This is a genomic window from Microbacterium aurantiacum (assembly GCF_040532595.1).
Lineage (GTDB): Bacteria > Actinomycetota > Actinomycetes > Actinomycetales > Microbacteriaceae > Microbacterium > Microbacterium chocolatum_B.
Genome location: NZ_JBEVYX010000002.1, coordinates 175,122 through 190,582 on the forward strand (window position 1 = coordinate 175,122; position 15,461 = coordinate 190,582).

General features: G+C 70.6%; 16 protein-coding genes and 2 tRNA genes. 10 read left to right on the forward strand and 8 right to left on the reverse strand.

The window, feature by feature from the left end; all coding sequences use genetic code 11:
* Positions 1-7: 7 nt before the first annotated feature.
* Entirely contained in the window at positions 8-2,317 is a 2,310-nt protein-coding gene (ligA, locus tag ABXJ56_RS13070; RefSeq protein WP_435404999.1) for an NAD-dependent DNA ligase LigA, read from the forward strand.
* 20 nt (positions 2,318-2,337) lie between these two features.
* Here ligA and ABXJ56_RS13075 read toward each other — a convergent pair whose 3' ends face one another.
* On the reverse strand, positions 2,338-4,044 hold the full coding sequence (locus tag ABXJ56_RS13075; protein ID WP_354000181.1) for a long-chain-fatty-acid--CoA ligase: 1,707 nt from the start codon (positions 4,042-4,044) through the stop codon (positions 2,338-2,340).
* A 56-nt stretch (positions 4,045-4,100) separates the two neighbouring features.
* Between ABXJ56_RS13075 and gatC the strand changes: the two genes are divergently transcribed.
* From gatC to ABXJ56_RS13105, 6 genes are all read left to right on the forward strand, one after another.
* Positions 4,101-4,400 carry an Asp-tRNA(Asn)/Glu-tRNA(Gln) amidotransferase subunit GatC gene (gene gatC, locus ABXJ56_RS13080; RefSeq protein ID WP_354000182.1) on the forward strand — a complete coding sequence of 100 codons (300 nt, stop codon included), beginning with the start codon at positions 4,101-4,103 and terminating at the stop codon, positions 4,398-4,400.
* Positions 4,401-4,426: 26 nt separating this feature from the next.
* Entirely contained in the window at positions 4,427-5,932 is a 1,506-nt protein-coding gene (gatA, locus tag ABXJ56_RS13085; protein WP_354000588.1) for an Asp-tRNA(Asn)/Glu-tRNA(Gln) amidotransferase subunit GatA, read from the forward strand.
* Positions 5,932-7,461 (forward strand): Asp-tRNA(Asn)/Glu-tRNA(Gln) amidotransferase subunit GatB, encoded by a 1,530-nt coding sequence (gatB, locus tag ABXJ56_RS13090; RefSeq protein ID WP_354000183.1) that lies wholly within the window; start codon positions 5,932-5,934, stop codon positions 7,459-7,461. Before gatA ends, gatB begins: the two co-directional genes overlap by 1 nt.
* 61 nt (positions 7,462-7,522) lie before the next feature.
* A complete protein-coding gene (gene dinB / locus ABXJ56_RS13095; protein ID WP_354000184.1) occupies positions 7,523-8,788 on the forward strand; it encodes a DNA polymerase IV in 1,266 nt (421 codons plus the stop codon).
* Between the two features lie 39 nt (positions 8,789-8,827).
* Positions 8,828-9,148, forward strand: a complete 321-nt coding sequence (locus ABXJ56_RS13100) for a hypothetical protein (protein WP_354000185.1) — start codon at positions 8,828-8,830, stop codon at positions 9,146-9,148.
* A gap of 43 nt (positions 9,149-9,191) precedes the next feature.
* Positions 9,192-9,716 carry a hypothetical protein gene (locus ABXJ56_RS13105; RefSeq protein ID WP_354000186.1) on the forward strand — a complete coding sequence of 175 codons (525 nt, stop codon included), beginning with the start codon at positions 9,192-9,194 and terminating at the stop codon, positions 9,714-9,716.
* 10 nt (positions 9,717-9,726) lie between these two features.
* Here ABXJ56_RS13105 and ABXJ56_RS13110 read toward each other — a convergent pair whose 3' ends face one another.
* The 7 genes from ABXJ56_RS13110 to ABXJ56_RS13140 form a co-directional block, all read right to left on the reverse strand.
* The gene (locus ABXJ56_RS13110) at positions 9,727-10,221 is read right to left on the reverse strand and encodes a DUF2017 family protein (protein ID WP_354000187.1); all 495 of its coding nucleotides are present in this window, start codon (positions 10,219-10,221) and stop codon (positions 9,727-9,729) included.
* On the reverse strand, positions 10,214-10,516 hold the full coding sequence (clpS, locus tag ABXJ56_RS13115) for an ATP-dependent Clp protease adapter ClpS (RefSeq protein WP_354000188.1): 303 nt from the start codon (positions 10,514-10,516) through the stop codon (positions 10,214-10,216). The genes ABXJ56_RS13110 and clpS overlap by 8 nt, the downstream gene beginning before the upstream one ends.
* Positions 10,516-10,869 carry a metallopeptidase family protein gene (locus ABXJ56_RS13120; RefSeq protein ID WP_354000189.1) on the reverse strand — a complete coding sequence of 118 codons (354 nt, stop codon included), beginning with the start codon at positions 10,867-10,869 and terminating at the stop codon, positions 10,516-10,518. Before ABXJ56_RS13120 ends, clpS begins: the two co-directional genes overlap by 1 nt.
* Before the next feature lie 28 nt (positions 10,870-10,897).
* Positions 10,898-10,973: transfer RNA gene (locus ABXJ56_RS13125), tRNA-His, on the reverse strand.
* Between the two features lie 37 nt (positions 10,974-11,010).
* Entirely contained in the window at positions 11,011-11,634 is a 624-nt protein-coding gene (orn, locus tag ABXJ56_RS13130) for an oligoribonuclease (protein ID WP_354000190.1), read from the reverse strand.
* Between the two features lie 74 nt (positions 11,635-11,708).
* Positions 11,709-11,781, reverse strand: a tRNA-Arg gene (locus tag ABXJ56_RS13135).
* Between the two features lie 222 nt (positions 11,782-12,003).
* The gene (locus ABXJ56_RS13140; protein ID WP_354000191.1) at positions 12,004-12,711 is read right to left on the reverse strand and encodes a YczE/YyaS/YitT family protein; all 708 of its coding nucleotides are present in this window, start codon (positions 12,709-12,711) and stop codon (positions 12,004-12,006) included.
* Positions 12,712-12,772: 61 nt separating this feature from the next.
* On the opposite strand from ABXJ56_RS13140, the gene ABXJ56_RS13145 reads away from it, so the two are divergent.
* The 3 genes from ABXJ56_RS13145 (at position 12,773) to ABXJ56_RS13155 (ending at position 15,430) form a co-directional block, all read left to right on the forward strand.
* A complete protein-coding gene (locus tag ABXJ56_RS13145; protein WP_354000192.1) occupies positions 12,773-14,194 on the forward strand; it encodes a PLP-dependent aminotransferase family protein in 1,422 nt (473 codons plus the stop codon).
* Positions 14,195-14,343: 149 nt separating this feature from the next.
* Positions 14,344-14,880, forward strand: a complete 537-nt coding sequence (gene ssb, locus ABXJ56_RS13150; protein WP_354000193.1) for a single-stranded DNA-binding protein — start codon at positions 14,344-14,346, stop codon at positions 14,878-14,880.
* A 37-nt stretch (positions 14,881-14,917) separates the two neighbouring features.
* Positions 14,918-15,430 carry a DUF6993 domain-containing protein gene (locus ABXJ56_RS13155; RefSeq protein WP_354000194.1) on the forward strand — a complete coding sequence of 171 codons (513 nt, stop codon included), beginning with the start codon at positions 14,918-14,920 and terminating at the stop codon, positions 15,428-15,430.
* Positions 15,431-15,461 lie beyond the last annotated feature (31 nt).

Consider the following 15,461-nt stretch of genomic DNA (forward strand, 5'->3'; position numbering starts at 1 on the left):
TGCTGGGGTGACCGACGCGGACCCCGTGCCCCCCATCCCGGACGCCTCTCCGGAGAGCCTGGACCTGCCGGCCGCGCGCGCAGAGGCCGAACGTCTCGCCGAGCTGATCCAGACCGCGCGCGACGCCTACTACGGGCGCGACGAGGGGCGGGTCGACGACGCGACCTACGACGGATGGATGCGACGGCTGGAGGAGCTGGAGCGGCTTCACCCCGAGGTGCAGGGCCAGGATTCGCCGACCCTGTCGGTCGGCGCGGCGACGAACACGCTGTTCGCCCCCATCACACACGCGGAGCGGATGCTGAGTCTGGACAACGTCTTCAGCGAGGAGGAGTTCCTCGCATGGACGACGCGCGTCGAGCGCGATGCCGGCCGGGGGGTGCGCTACCTCTGCGAGCTCAAGATCGATGGGCTGGCTCTCTCCCTCCGGTACGAGCGCGGACGGCTCGTGTCGGCGGCCACCCGCGGGGACGGCCGCGTGGGCGAGGACGTCACCGAGAACGTCCGGGACATCGCCGGCATCCCGACACAGCTGGCCGGGTCGGGGCACCCGGCACTCGTCGAGGTGCGCGGCGAGGTGTTCTTCACGGTCGACGACTTCGGCGCGCTCAACCGATACCAGGCGTCCGTGGGCGACCGGCTGTTCGCCAATCCCCGCAACGCCGCATCCGGATCGCTCCGACAGAAGCGCGAGGGGAAGAATCGACGCCAGCTCGACGCGATGGTCCAGCGGCTGTCGCGCCTTCGCCTGACCGTTCACGGCATCGGCGCATGGCCCGACCCCCCGGTCACGACGCAGAGCGAGGTCTACGCCCTGCTCGCGGCATGGGGGCTGCCGGTGTCGGCCTATTTCGACGTCCGAGCCGACGCCGCCGGCGCGGCCGCGTTCATCCGCCACTACGGGGAGCATCGTCACGACGTCGAGCACGAGATCGACGGCATCGTCGTGAAGGTCGACGACCTCGCGCTCCACGCGGAACTCGGACAGACGAGTCGCGCACCCCGCTGGGCGATCGCCTACAAGTACCCGCCCGAGCAGGTCAACACGCGGTTGCGCGACATCGTGGTCTCCGTGGGACGCACGGGTCGAGCGACACCGTTCGCGGTGATGGACCCGGTGCAGGTGGCCGGAAGCGTCGTACGCCAGGCCACGCTGCACAATCAGGACGTCGTCAAGGCGAAGGGCGTCCTCATCGGCGACACGATCGTCATCCGCAAGGCCGGGGACGTGATCCCCGAGGTCCTCGGACCCGTGGTCGAGCTGCGCGACGGTTCGGAACGCGAGTTCGTCATGCCCGAGGCCTGTCCGGAGTGCGGCTCCCGCCTCGCACCGGCGAAGGAGGGGGACATCGATCTCCGGTGCCCCAACACACGGACGTGCCCGGCACAGGTCCGCGGCAGGGTCGAGCACATCGGATCACGCGGGGCGCTCGACATCGAGGCCCTCGGAGAGGTGACGGCGGCGGCGCTCACTCAGCCCATCGCCCCCGGACAGCCCGTCCTGCAGACGGAGGCGGGCCTGTTCGACCTCACGCTCGAGCAGCTCGTCCCGATCGAGGTCCTGGTGAGGGATGCCGAGACCGGCGAGATCAAGGTCGATGAGGGAACGGGCGAGCCGGTGCGACGCGCGCCCTTCCAGAAGCTCGGACCCGCCACGTATCCGCCGGGGACGGAGGACTGGGACGCGACGACGCGACGGCGCGAAGGGGTGCGCAAAGATCATCGCGCCGTCCTTCCGTCCGAGCAGGCCGTGAAGCTCCTCGCGGAGGTGGAGCGGGCCAAGACCAAGGACCTCTGGAGGTTCCTGGTCGCTCTGAACATCCGCCACGTCGGCCCCGTCGCCGCGCGGGCGCTGGCCGACTGGTTCGGCTCGATCGACGCCATCCGCGCGTCCGCGCGCGACGACCTCGCGGCGGTCGAGGGGGTGGGCCCCACGATCGCCGACGCGATCATCGACTGGTTCGACGTCGACTGGCACCGCGAGATCGTGGAGCGCTGGACCTCGGCCGGTGCGCGTCTCGAAATCCCGGGGCACCCCGGGCCGGGCGCCCGGATCGCCCGCGGGGGAGTCCTCGACGGGGTGACCGTGGTCGCGACCGGTGCGCTCGAGGGATACAGCCGGGAGGGCGCACAGGAGGCGATCATCGCCGCCGGTGGGAAGGCCGCCTCGAGTGTCTCGAAGAAGACCGACTTCGTCGCGGCCGGCCCCGGGGCCGGTTCGAAGCTCGCGAAGGCCGAGGCGCTCGGCATCCGGGTCATCGACGCCGCGCAGTTCCGGATACTGGTCGAGCGGGGACCTGCTGCGCTCGACGGATGACCTGGCGCGCGTGCGCCGGGTCAGCTCCCCGTTCCGGGGCGGGTGAGCAGCTGCTCGCGCACGCGTCGGCGAAGCACCTTCCCGATGAGCGAGGTGGGGAGCTCATCGACGACGACGATTCGCCGGGGCACCTTGTAGGGCGTCAGGATGCCGCGCGCGAACGCCTTCAGAGCGACGTCGTCGATGCGCTCCACGCCGGCCTCGAGCACCACGGCCGCGACGACGTCCTCGCCGGAATGGTCCGAGGGCATCCCCACGACGGCGACGTCAGCGACGCCCGGGAACTGCCGGAGCACGCCCTCGACCTCGGTCGGGGCCACATTGAAGCCGCCCGTGATGATGAGTTCCTTGATGCGGTCCACGATGCGCACGAACCCGTCGTCGTCGATCGTGACGATGTCGCCGGTGCGGAACCACCCGTCCACGAACACCGCCTCGGTCTCTTCGGGCTTGCCGTAGTAGCCGGTGAACACCTGGGGTCCCCGGACGAGGAGCTCGCCCGCCTCGCCCGAGGCCACGTCCCGCTCGGGGGCGTCCGGATCGACGACCCGGCACTCCGTCCCCGGAAGCGGGAGCCCCACGGTGCCCGGCTTGCGGTTCTCGGCGACCGGGTTGGCCATGAGGACCGGCGAGCATTCGCTGAGGCCGTATCCCTCGACGAGATGTCCGCCCGTCTCGCGTTCGAAAGGGACGACGAGATCGTGGGGGAGGGCCATCGCCCCCGAGATCGCCACCCTCGTCCCGGACAGCGAGACCCCGGCGGACGCCGCCTCGGACAGGAGCCGCTCGGCGATGGGAGGTACCAGCGGGAGGAAGGTGGCCGGCCGGTGACGCGCGACCGCGAGTACGAGCTGCGGGTCGAATCGCGGGAACAGGACGAGTCGCGCACCCATCGACATCGCGAAGGTCAGGCAGAGCGTCAGGCCGTACGCGTGGAACATCGGCAGCACCGCGTACACGACGCACCCTTCCCCGCGGGGGATGGTCGGCACCCAGGCGCGAGCCTGGGCCGCGTTGGCGAGGAGGTTCCGGTGCGTGAGTGTCGCCCCCTTCGGGGTGCCTGTCGTCCCGCTGGTGTACTGGAGCAGCGCCACGTCCGCGGCGCCGGGGGACGGATGGTCCGGGGGGAGCGGCGCGTATGCGAGGAGAGCGCGCCAGGGAATGACGTCCCGCACACGGGTGGTGAGCGCCGCCCGCGCGGCACGGGCCTTCGAGATCGGGAGCCGTAGAGCGCACCGCGTCGTCCAGGGCATCGCCTCCGTCAGGTCGACGGAGACGAGGGTGTCCACGCGCAGGTCGCGCGGGAAGTCCTGCAGGGTTTCCACCGTCTTGCTCCAGGCGATCGCGTGGCGTGCGCCGTGATCTTCGAACTGCTTGCGCAGCTCCCGCGGGGTGTACAGCGGGTTGTGCTCGACCACGATGCCCCCGAGGCGCAGCACGGCGTAGAAGGCCACGATGTGCTGGGGGCAGTTCGGCAGGACGAGCGCGACCGGATCGCCCGGCCGGACGCCGTGCGCATGGAGCGCCGCGGCGACCCGCTCGATCTGCTGGTGGAGCGTCCGATAGGTGGTGGTGCGACCGAAGAACTCCAGCGCGGGCGCGTCGGGGTGCTCATGCGCGGAGGCGGTCACGATGTCCACCAGGGATCCGTCGACCGGGCCGAGGTCCTCCGGAACGCCCTCGGCGTAGCTGGCGATCCATGGGCGGGGCGGCTCGAAGGCTGTCACCGGGTCAGCCTACGGCCCGGGCGGGACGGACGGAACGCGCCGACTACAATGACCGGGTGTCTGAAATCACCCCTGATCTCGTGCGCCATCTCGGCGTGCTCGCCCGGATTCAGCTGAGCGACGAGGAGGTCGGGCGACTCACGGGCCAGCTCGACGCGATCGTCGACAACATCGCGAAGGTGTCCGCGGTCGCGACCCCCGATGTCGTCGCGACGAGTCACCCGATCCCCCTGACGAATGTGTTCCGCGAGGACGTTCCCGGCGGCGAGCTCACTCCGGCGCAGGTGCTCCAGAACGCACCCGACACCGCCGATGGTCGCTTCCGCGTGACCGCGATCCTGGGGGAGGAGCAGTGAGCGCGGACACGGGCGATCTGATCCGGATGAACGCCGCCGAGCTGGCCTCCGCCCTCGGCTCCGGCGAGATCTCTGCCGTGGAGGCCACCCGCGCGCACCTGGAGAGGATCGACGCGGTCGACGCCGACGTGCACGCCTTCCTGCACGTGAACGACCACGCCCTCGACGTCGCGGCCGACATCGATCGTCGGCGTCGCGCCGGCGAGGAGCTCGGTGCGCTCGCGGGCGTGCCGCTCGCTGTCAAGGACGTCCTGGTCACGACCGACATGCCCTCGACGAGCGGCTCCCGCATCCTCGAGGGGTACATGTCCCCCTACGACGCCACGGTCGTCGCGAAGGCCCGCGCGGCGGGACTCGTGCCGATCGGGAAGACGAACATGGACGAGTTCGCCATGGGCTCCTCCACCGAGCACAGCGCGTACGGCCCCACACGCAACCCGTGGGATCTGGATCGGATCCCGGGCGGGTCCGGTGGAGGCTCCGCCGCCGCCGTGGCGGCGTTCGAGGCCCCGCTGGCGCTCGGCTCCGACACCGGCGGCTCGATCCGTCAGCCCGCGCACGTCACCGGAACGGTGGGTGTGAAGCCGACGTACGGCGGGGTCAGCCGCTACGGAGCGATCGCACTCGCGTCGTCCCTCGACCAGGTGGGCCCCGTCACGCGCACGGTGCTGGATGCCGGGCTCCTCCACGACGTCATCGGCGGACACGATCCGCACGACTCCACCTCGCTCACGGACGCCTGGCCGTCGTTCGCGGACGCGGCTCGCGAGGGTGCCTCCGGGGAGAGCCTGGCGGGCCTGCGCATCGGGGTGATCCGCGAGCTCCCGCAGAGCGGCTTCCAGCCCGGAGTGTGGACCGCGTTCCAGGACGCGCTCGCGACACTGGAGGGGCAGGGCGCCGAGATCGTCGACATCAGCGCCCCCCACTTCGAGTACGGGGTCGCCGCGTACTACCTGATCCTTCCCGCCGAGGCTTCCAGCAACCTGGCGAAGTTCGACTCCGTCCGGTTCGGCCTTCGCGTGGATGTTCCGCGGGGCACGGTCGAGGACGTCATGGCCGCCACGCGCGACGCCGGATTCGGCGATGAGGTCAAGAGGCGCATCATCCTCGGCACCTATGCGCTGTCGGCCGGGTACTACGACGCGTACTACGGGTCCGCCCAGAAGGTCCGGACGCTCATCCAGCGTGACTTCGCCGACGCGTTCGCGCGGGTCGACGTGATCGCGACGCCGTCAGCACCGACCACCGCGTTCCGACTCGGGGAGAAGATCGACGATCCGCTGCAGATGTACCTGAACGACATCACGACGATCCCGGCGAATCTCGCCGGCGTTCCGGGGATCTCGGTGCCGGCGGGACTCGCGGCCGAGGACTCGCTCCCGGTCGGTGTGCAGTTCCTCGCCCCCGCACGCGAGGACGCCCGTCTCTACCGCGTGGGTGCCGCCCTGGAGGCGCTGCTGACCGAGAAGTGGGGCGGGGCACTGCTCGACCGCGCCCCGCATCTCGGCTCCGCGAAGGAAGGAACCCGCTGATGGCCAAGGTTGCGCTCATGGACTTCGACGAAGCGATCGAGCGCTTCGAGCCCGTTCTGGGATTCGAAGTGCACGTCGAACTGAACACGCGGACGAAGATGTTCTCGTCCGCGCCGAACCCGGCCCATTCCGAGAACCACGACGCGGCTCCGAACTCCCTGGTGGCGCCGGTCGACATGGGCCTTCCCGGCGCGCTGCCGGTGGTCAACGAGACCGCTGTGCGGTTCTCGATCAGTCTCGGGCTCGCCCTGGGCTGCGAGATCGCGACGTCCTGCCGCTTCGCGCGCAAGAACTACTTCTATCCGGACCTCGGGAAGAACTATCAGATATCGCAGTATGACGAGCCCATCGCGTTCGAGGGTGCGGTCGACGTCGAGCTCTCGGACGGCACGATCGTGTCGGTGCCGATCGAGCGCGCGCACATGGAAGAGGATGCCGGCAAGCTGACGCACATGGGCGGTTCGACCGGCCGCATCCAGGGCGCGGAGTACTCGCTCGTCGACTACAACAGGGCCGGCGTCCCTCTCGTCGAGATCGTGACAAAGCCCATCTTCGGCGCGGAGCGCCGGGCGCCGGAGATCGCCCGCGCGTATGTGCAGACCATCCGCGACATCGTCCTGTCGCTCGGGATCTCGGAAGCGCGCATGGAGCGCGGCAACCTCCGCTGCGACGCGAACGTCTCGCTGCGCCCCCGGCGCCCCGCAGGCTCGGACCCGGCACCCCTGGGCACACGGACCGAGACGAAGAACGTCAACTCGATGCGCTCGGTCGAACGCGCTGTCCGGTACGAGATCCAGCGGCAGGCGGCGATCCTGGCGGACGGCGGATCGATCACCCAGGAGACGCGCCACTGGCACGAGGACACCGGGACGACCTCGCCGGGACGGCCGAAATCGGACGCGGACGACTATCGCTACTTCCCCGAACCCGACCTCCTGCCCGTCGTGCCCGCCCGGGCCCTCGTGGAGAACCTGCGCGCCGATCTGCCCGAGCCGCCGGCCGTCCACAGACGCCGGCTCAAGGACGCATGGGGCTTCACGGATCTGGAGTTCCAGGATGTCGCCAACGGCGGCCTCCTGGTCGAGGTGGAGGCCACGGTCGCGGCCGGAGCGGCCCCCGCGGCGGCGCGGAAGTGGTGGACCGGCGAGATCAGTCGTGTCGCCAACGTCGCCGGACGGGAGCCGGCGGAGCTCATCGCACCGGCGGCGGTCGCCGACCTCCAGCGCCTCGTCGACGCGGGGACGCTCACCGACAAACTCGCGCGACAGGTGCTCGAGGGGATGATCGCCGGCGAGGGAACCGCTGAGGAGGTCGTCGCCGCACGGGGACTCGCCGTCGTCTCGGATGACGGCGCGCTGCTCGCCGCCATCGACGACGCCCTTGCCGCGCAGCCCGACGTCCTGGCCAAGATCCGAGACGGCAAGGTGCAGGCGGCCGGTGCGGTCATCGGCGCGGTCATGAAGGCGATGCGGGGGCAGGCGGACGCGGCACGAGTGCGGGAGCTGGTCCTCGCGCGCGCGCAGAGCTGACGCCCGCATCCGGCCCTCACCCGGGCCGGGGATGCGACGGAACGCGGAGAGGAGGGGGTCCATGGGACGGGGTGACGGTTCCGGACGGATCGTCTCCGCGGATGACGCCGACGATGCCGGCACCGGCATCCTGCATGTGGACATGGACGCCTTCTACGTCGCCGTCGCGCAGAAGCATGATCCCTCCCTGCGCGGGAAGCCGGTCATCATCGGCGCCCCCGAAAGCCGGTCGGTAGTCTCGAGTGCGTCGTATGAAGCGCGACGCTACGGCGTACGCTCGGCGATGCCCGTCGGGCAGGCCCTCCGGCTGTGTCCGACCGCCATCGTGGTTCCTCCGGACTTCCCCCGGTATCTCGCCGCGTCGGCGGAGGTCATGGCGATCTTTCGCGACGTCACGCCGCTGGTCGAACCGCTCTCCATCGACGAGGCCTTCCTCGACGTCCGCGGCGTGCGACGACTCTGGGGGACACCCGGGCCGATTGCGCGGACGCTGCGCGCGCGCGTCCTCCGGGACACCGGCTTGACGTGCTCGATCGGGGTGGCCGCGACCAAGCATGTCGCGAAGATGGCCTCGACGATCAGCAAGCCGGACGGTCTCCTGATCGTGCGCGACGTCGATACCGAGGCGTTCCTCTCGCCTCGGCCGGTCGGGGCCCTGTGGGGGGTCGGACCGAAGGCGACCGAGGCGCTTCTCGCGCGGGGGATCCGCACCGTGGGCGACGCCCGGTCGACGCCGAGGCCTGTGCTCGATCGCGCACTCGGTCCGGCGATGGGAGAGCGCGTCTGGAATCTGGCGCGCGGGATCGATCCTCGCGAGGTCCACACCGATCGGATCGAGAAGAGCGTCGGGCACGAGGAGACGTTCGACAGCGACATCGCCGACCGCGCGATCCTCCGATCCGAGGTCCTACGACTGGCGGATCGCGTGGCCGCCCGTTTGCGCGCTGGGGGGTGGGAGGCGGCGACGGTCTCGCTGAAGCTCCGCTTCGCGGATTTCACGACGCTGTCGCGTTCGATGACGCTGGCCGATCCGTCGCACGTCGGCCAACGACTGGGGGAGGCGGGCCACTCCCTCCTCGACGGCATCGAGCTCCGGCAGAGCGTCCGCCTCATCGGCCTGCGCGCCGAGCGCCTCCTCCCAGCGGGCTCGGCCGCTCCGTCGCTCTGGGATGTCGACGAGGGCTGGCGCCGCGTGGACGCGGCGCTCGACACCGCGACGGAGCGCTTCGGGCGCGGTGTCATCACCCGCGCCACACTCCTCGGGCCCGCGCGCGGCGGTCGCACGCCGCCGGCCGCTCCGCGCCCCGAGCACCTGCCTCCGGACTGAGGGTGGGCAGCATGACTGCGGCGGGGTAGCGTGGGGGGCATGCCCAACATCGCACTCGAGCTCGCCAAGCAGTCCGCCTCCCTCGGCGTCACGAGCGTCTACGGAGAGCAGCAGGACGTCGACGGCGTCCGTCTGATCCCTGTCGCGCTCACGTGGACCGGTTTCGGCGGGGGCGCCGACGACGCAGGCAACGGCGGCGGGGGAGGCGGCGGGTACGCCATCCCGGTCGGCGCCTACATCCGTCGCGGCGACGACCTGCGCTTCGAGCCGAACCTCGTGTCTCTCGTCGCGGTGGCGATCCCCTTCGTGTGGGTCGCGGGCCGCGCGCTCAGCCGTGTCATCCGCGCCCTCAAGAAGTGACGCCGACCCCCTCCGTGACGCGCTGACGCGGGCGGCTGACGCGGTGATCGGTTCCGTAGGGCGCCTCGACGCCACGAACCCGGTGATCCTCATCGACGGCCGCAGCGGCGCGGGGAAGACGAGCCTCGCGGGCCTGCTGCGCGCGCGGTGGCCGCGTCGGGAGCGTGTCCAGGAGGTCGCGCTGGACTCCGTGTACCCGGGATGGGACGGAATGGATGCCGGCGTCGCCGCCATCCGGGAGCAGGTTCTCGTCCCTCACGCCCGGGGGCTCGTCGGGGTGTGGCGGCGATGGGACTGGGAGGTCGGCGAGCTCGCCGAAGCCCACGCCGTCGACCCCGCTCTTCCCCTCATCGTCGAAGGGAGCGGCGTCCTCACTCCCGCCACGACGCGACTGTGCGACATCCGCGTGTGGGTGGAAGCCCCCTCCGCCACGCGGAAGGCCAGGGCCCTGAAACGCGACGGCGAGGTTTACCGTCCCCATTGGGATCGATGGGCTCTCCAGGAGGATCTGCACGTGCGCCGCGACGCGCCGGAGACCCTCGCCACCCACGTGGTCGCCGTCCCCTGACGGGCCTCGATCACGAGGCGCGCCCGTCGAGGGCGGCCACCAGGCCCTCCAGGCGATAGCCCACCCACTCGTAGACGCCGTAGCGGGGGTCGTCTTCCGCGTCGTCGTCGTCCATCTCGAAGACGCCGAGGCGTTCGGCGAGCACGAGCCGAAGCGCGGCGAGCGTACGCAGCCACGCCTCCACCTCGTCCGGGGGGAGTGTCACGGCGACGCTCTCGCGCAGCACAGCATCCGTCGGTCGATCGGGAAGCGTCGCCGGACCCTGCAACCGCGCCAGAACGACTCGCGCATCCGCACGCCGCCGATCCAGGAGGTCGCTCTCGGTCAGTGCGCGGAACTCCGCGGCGGCCGCGGGGTCATCCGCGTATCCGTCCGGCGCGATCCGTCCCAGCGCGGAGTCGTCCGCCGCGCTGTCGTCGAGCAGATCGACGAACTGCGCGACCAGCGTCGACATGTGCGCCGCTTCGATGCGCGTGATCTCCATGATCACCGTGCGCTCACCCACGGGGGTCCTTCCTCACCGTCGCCCACAGGCCGTACTCGTGCAGCGCGCGGGCGTGCAGCTCCATCTGCTCTCGCGGGCCTTCCGCGACGACGGCGTGACCCTGATGGTGCACCGCGAGCATCAGGCGCTCGGCCACGGCCTGAGGGAAGCCGAAGTAGCGGCGGAACACGTGGGTCACGTACGACATGAGATTCACGGGGTCGTCCCAGACGACCGTCTGCCAGGGTCGCGCCGGGGAATCGCGCGCCTGTTCGGCGGCATCGACGTCCTGCGCGGGGAGGGTGGCCGGAGTCATCACGCCCACCCCAGCTCGTGCAGACGCTCGTCGTCGATACCGTAGAAGTGCGCGATCTCATGGACCAGGGTCGTATGCACCTCGTCGCGCAGTTCGTCGAGATCGCCGCACGCAGCAAGGTGCGGTTCGCGGTAGACGATGATGCGATCGGGAAGCTCGCCCACCCCGTAGCGATCGCGTTCGGTCAGCGCCCACCCGTCGTAGAGTCCCAGGAGATCCAGCGACCCGTCCTCAGGGCGATCCTCGACCACGAAGACGACGTTGTCGAGACCGCCGACCATGTCATCCGGGAGGCGGTCCAGCTCCTCGACCACCAGTCGCTCGAAGTCGTCGGTACCGAGATACAGACTCATCGCGCGCTCCCAGACCTGCACACGTACTTGGGGTGAGTAACGGGACTTGAACCCGCGACCCCCTGGACCACAACCAGGTGCTCTACCAACTGAGCTATACCCACCAAGTCTCCCGCCTGCGCGGGCAACTGAAAGATTCTCTCACATTCCCGAGGCGAACGAAGACACCACCGAGGAGGCCACCGCGCGCGCGCCATCGCTGGTGGGACCCGGCTCGGGAACGAAGACCGCCTGCCGGTAGTAGGCGAGCTCGCGGATCGACTCGAGGATGTCTGCGAGGGCGCGATGACCGCCGTCCTTCGCCGGCGCGTGGATGTACGCGCGCGGATACCACCGCCGAGACAGTTCCTTGATGCTGGACACATCCACATTGCGGTAGTGGAGCCACCGGTCGACGCGCGGCATGTAGCGGGCCAGGAACATCCGGTCCGTACCGATGGTGTTGCCGGCCAGGGGGGCCTTGCCCTCGACCGGCGCGTACTTCTGGATGTACTCCAGAACCTGGAACTCCGCCTCGGCCACCGAGACGCCGTGCGGGATCTCGTCGAGCAGGCCGGAGGACCGATGCATCGCGGTGACGAACTCGTTCATGTGGGCGAGGGCGGTGTCGTTCGGCTTGATGACGACATGGAAGCCGGAGTGCAGGGGGCGCAGCTCGAAATCGGTGACGACCACCGCGATCTCGACCAGTTCGTCGACGGAGGTGTCGAGTCCCGTCATCTCGCAGTCGATCCACACCAAGCGGTCGTTCTCGGATGTCCCCACCGTGTCACCGATCCTTCCGCGGCCCCGACGAGGCCGATGTTCGCACAGCGGACCGATGTCCGCGCACCCGTACGCCCCCCCGGGAGGATTCGAACCCCCGACCTTGCGGGTAGAAACCGCTCGCTCTGTCCCCTGAGCTACGGAGGGAAAGGTGATGACAGGTTATCGGGTCGCTCCCGCACCGCGTGCATCTGGCGCACCGCGCGCGGCAGGCGTACCGTCGGATCAGGCGTGGAGAAGGGAAATCGAAGATGATCACCACCCACACACCCCGCACCCTCTGGGTCGCGTTCGGGTCCGGCGGCGTCGTCGGAAGCATTCGGCGGGACGATCGCGGCTACACCGTGACGATGGCCGGCGCGAGCGAGGTCACGGGCACTTACCCGTCGATGGAGGTCGCGAAGAGCGCCCTCCACGCGAAGATGCGTCCCGGGAGCGACTGGCCGCGCTTCGAACAGCACTGAGTGCGCGCGGACCCGCGAGGCGGCGCATCCGCGCGGCTGCGCGGATGCGGTCGACGATCGCGACCGAGGCGTGGACGGCGGGGCCGATCGTCGCCGCGAAGACGACCGTACCGATCCCCACCGTGCCTCCCAGGAGTATCCCGGCCACGAGTACGGTCGCTTCGACGATCGCGCGGCATGCCCACAGGGGCCAGCCGAAGCGTGCGTGCAGACCCGTCATGAGCCCGTCCCGCGGACCGGGTCCGAAGCGGGCTCCGATGTAGATCCCGGAGGCCATTCCGACGACTGTCACGCCGGCGATGAGGAACAGCGCCCGCATGATCGGCGTCTGCGGCGGCGCGATGAGCGTCAGCGAGATCTGCAGCGCCGTTCCCACCAGGGCGATGTTCGCGATGGTCCCGAGACCCGGCCGCTGGCGGAGCGGGATCCACAGGAGAAGGACGGCGAGTCCCACGAGGTTCGTCACCCACCCGACACCCCACCCCGTCTGGATGGCGATGCCCTGCGCGAGCACGGTCCACGGGTCGACCCCGAGGCCGGCCAGGACGACCAGCGCGCAGCCCCATCCGTACATCGTGAGGCCTGCGACGAGGGCGAGGAGTCGTGCGGTCATGCCTCCATCAGACTGCATTATTGGACTGCGGCGACCAGTCCACTTCGCCTAAAGTGGCCCGATGGACTCTCGAGTCTCGTCGCGGACCCTCTCCACTGCCCTCGGGGGGTGGCGGTCACGCGAGCCGGCGTATGAGGCTCTCGCCGACGGCATCCGCCTCCTGTGCCTGGACAACCGCCTCGCGCCGCGCACCGGCCTTCCCGCGGAACGGGATCTGGCGACGGCGCTGGGGGTGAGTCGCGCGACGGTCGCCTCCGCCTACCGGAGCCTTCGCGACACCGGCCACATCGCGAGTCTCCGCGGATCGGGGAGCGTGACGCTTCCCCTCCCGCGTCGGACGCCCGCGATCGGGTCGGCGAACGGGCTGATCGACCTGCAACAGGCGAGCCCCGCCGCGTGGCCGGGCCTTGCCGCCGCCTTCGCCGAGACCGCTGCCGATGTCCCGTCGCTCGCCGCCCGCCCCGGCTACGACCTGATCGGCTCGGACCGCCTGCGCGCCGCCGTCGCCGCCCTCTACAGTGCCCGCGGCATCTCGACGACGGTCGACCAGATCATGATCACCGCGGGAGCCCAGAGCGCGATCCATCTCCTCGCGAGCGTCGTCGTCGGTCGCGGCGACGGTGCCGTGATGGAGACCCCGACCTATCCCCACGCCGCGGATGCCTTCCGCCAGGCGGGGGCGCGGCTCGTGGGCGTCCCGGTGACGACGGAGACCGGGTGGGACATGGATCGACTGATCCAGGCGTTCGAGCGCACGGCGCCGGTTGCGGCTTACCTCATGCCCGACTTCCAGAATCCGACCGGGATGTCCATGACGGCGTCCGACCGCGCGACCACACTGGACGCCGCACAGCGGGCCGGCACCCTGCTCGTCCTCGACGAGACCACGGCGGACCTCGACATCGATCGGGGCCCCCGAGAACCGGGCTTCCTCGAGGCGGATGCGGATCTCGTCGTGCGAATCGGCTCCCTCGGCAAGACCGTGTGGGGCGGGCTCCGTGTGGGATGGATCCGTGCCGCGGCCCCGGTGCTGCGGCGCCTCATCGCCGCGAGGCCGGCGCGCGACCTGGGCACACCGGAATTCGAACAGGCGGTCGCCGCACGGGTTCTGTCGCAGTACCCGGACGTCATCGCCCAGCGCGCGGATCTTCTGCGACGGGGGAGGGACGCGGCGGCGGCCCAGCTGGCCGAGCGTCTCCCGCAGTGGTCTGCGCCCCGCGTGCACGGCGGGGTGTCGATGTGGGTGGCCCTCGACGCTCCGCTGAGCGCCGCCCTCGTCATGCAGGCCCGGTCCGCGGGCGTTCTGCTCTCCGCAGGTCCGCGGTTCTCGCTGGACGGGGGGCACGAGCGCCACCTCCGCGTGCCCTTCACCGCGGACACCGCGACGGTGGTGCGCGCGATCCACATCCTCGCCGCCGCATGGCGTCATGTGATCGACGGGGCTCCCCCCATCGACCGCGGCGCGATCGACGCCGTGGTCTGATCCTCCCCCCTCCTCCCCAGCGCGCACGACTCGTCGACCATCCCCAGATCGCCGACGGCGCCGATGCGAGGCCCCCCGAGGCCGCACAGTGGTGATCACTCGCTCGGCGGCCCGTTCACGGCGGGTCGCCCCATCGGAAAGAGGACACCATGACCGCGCAGATCACCCTCGTCGGCAATATCGCCACGCCGCCGCAGCTGAAGACCCTCCCGTCCGGGCTCACGATCACGACGTTCCGACTCGGGTCGAGCCAGCGTCGCTTCGACCAGCAGAGCGGCGGATGGGTCGACGGTGAACGGAGCTTCTTCACCGTGTCGGCGTATCGACGACTCGCCGAGCACGTGCATCGCTCTCTCACGAAGGGCGACCGGGTCGTCCTCACCGGTCGCGTCAAAGTCAGGGAGTGGGAGAACGATTCGGGCAAAGGCACCGCGGTCGAGATCGACGCCGAAGCGATCGGGCCCGATCTGATGTGGGGCACCACGGTGTTCCAGCGCGACGGCGCTCCCGGGAGCACCTCCACGGCACCGTCCGACACGTGGGCGGTCCCCGGAACCGGGGGCGCGGACGCCGCGGGCGCGCGCGCGGGGACCGTCGGGCCCGCGGCGGCGACGGAATGGCCGACCGTCGAACCCGGCTCGGCCCCCGGAAGCGAGACGGGGCAGCTCGAGTCCACACCGTTCTGACATCAGCCCGTGGGTCGTGCCGATCTAGACTCGCAGAGTGTCCCGATTCCGCAGCGAGACCTTCCGCCCTGCCGCTCGCCGTCTCGGCGTGATCGTCGGGCTGGCCCTCGGCGCCGTCGTGTTCAGCGGGTGCGCACCGGAACCGACGCCCGCGCCGACGCCGACCGCCGACCCGGAACCGACGCCGACCGCGTCGGAGACGACCGCTCCGCGGGCTGATGCGCTCGTCCCGGAGGGCTCCGCCGAAGACAATCTTCCGTTCTTCTCCTCGATCGTCGACCAGGTGTGGGCCTCGGAGGCGAGGGACGAGGGACGCGCCTACGTGGACGCGCTTTCGGCGGCCGGGTTCGACAAAGCCGCGATGCAGGTCACAGAGGATCTGTCGACCGTCGGGAACCCCGCCGAGTCGCTGCAGTTCTCGGTGCGGTGGGGGGAGCAGTGCCTCGTCGGGCAAGTGGGTCCTGCGACGGGGGAGCCGTTCGCAACGGTAACGGACGTGGTCGGCGACGGCGCCTGCCTGCTGGGACAGACCCGGCCCATCGACTGGTGAGTCCACAGCCGGCCGGTAGGCTGGGACGCTG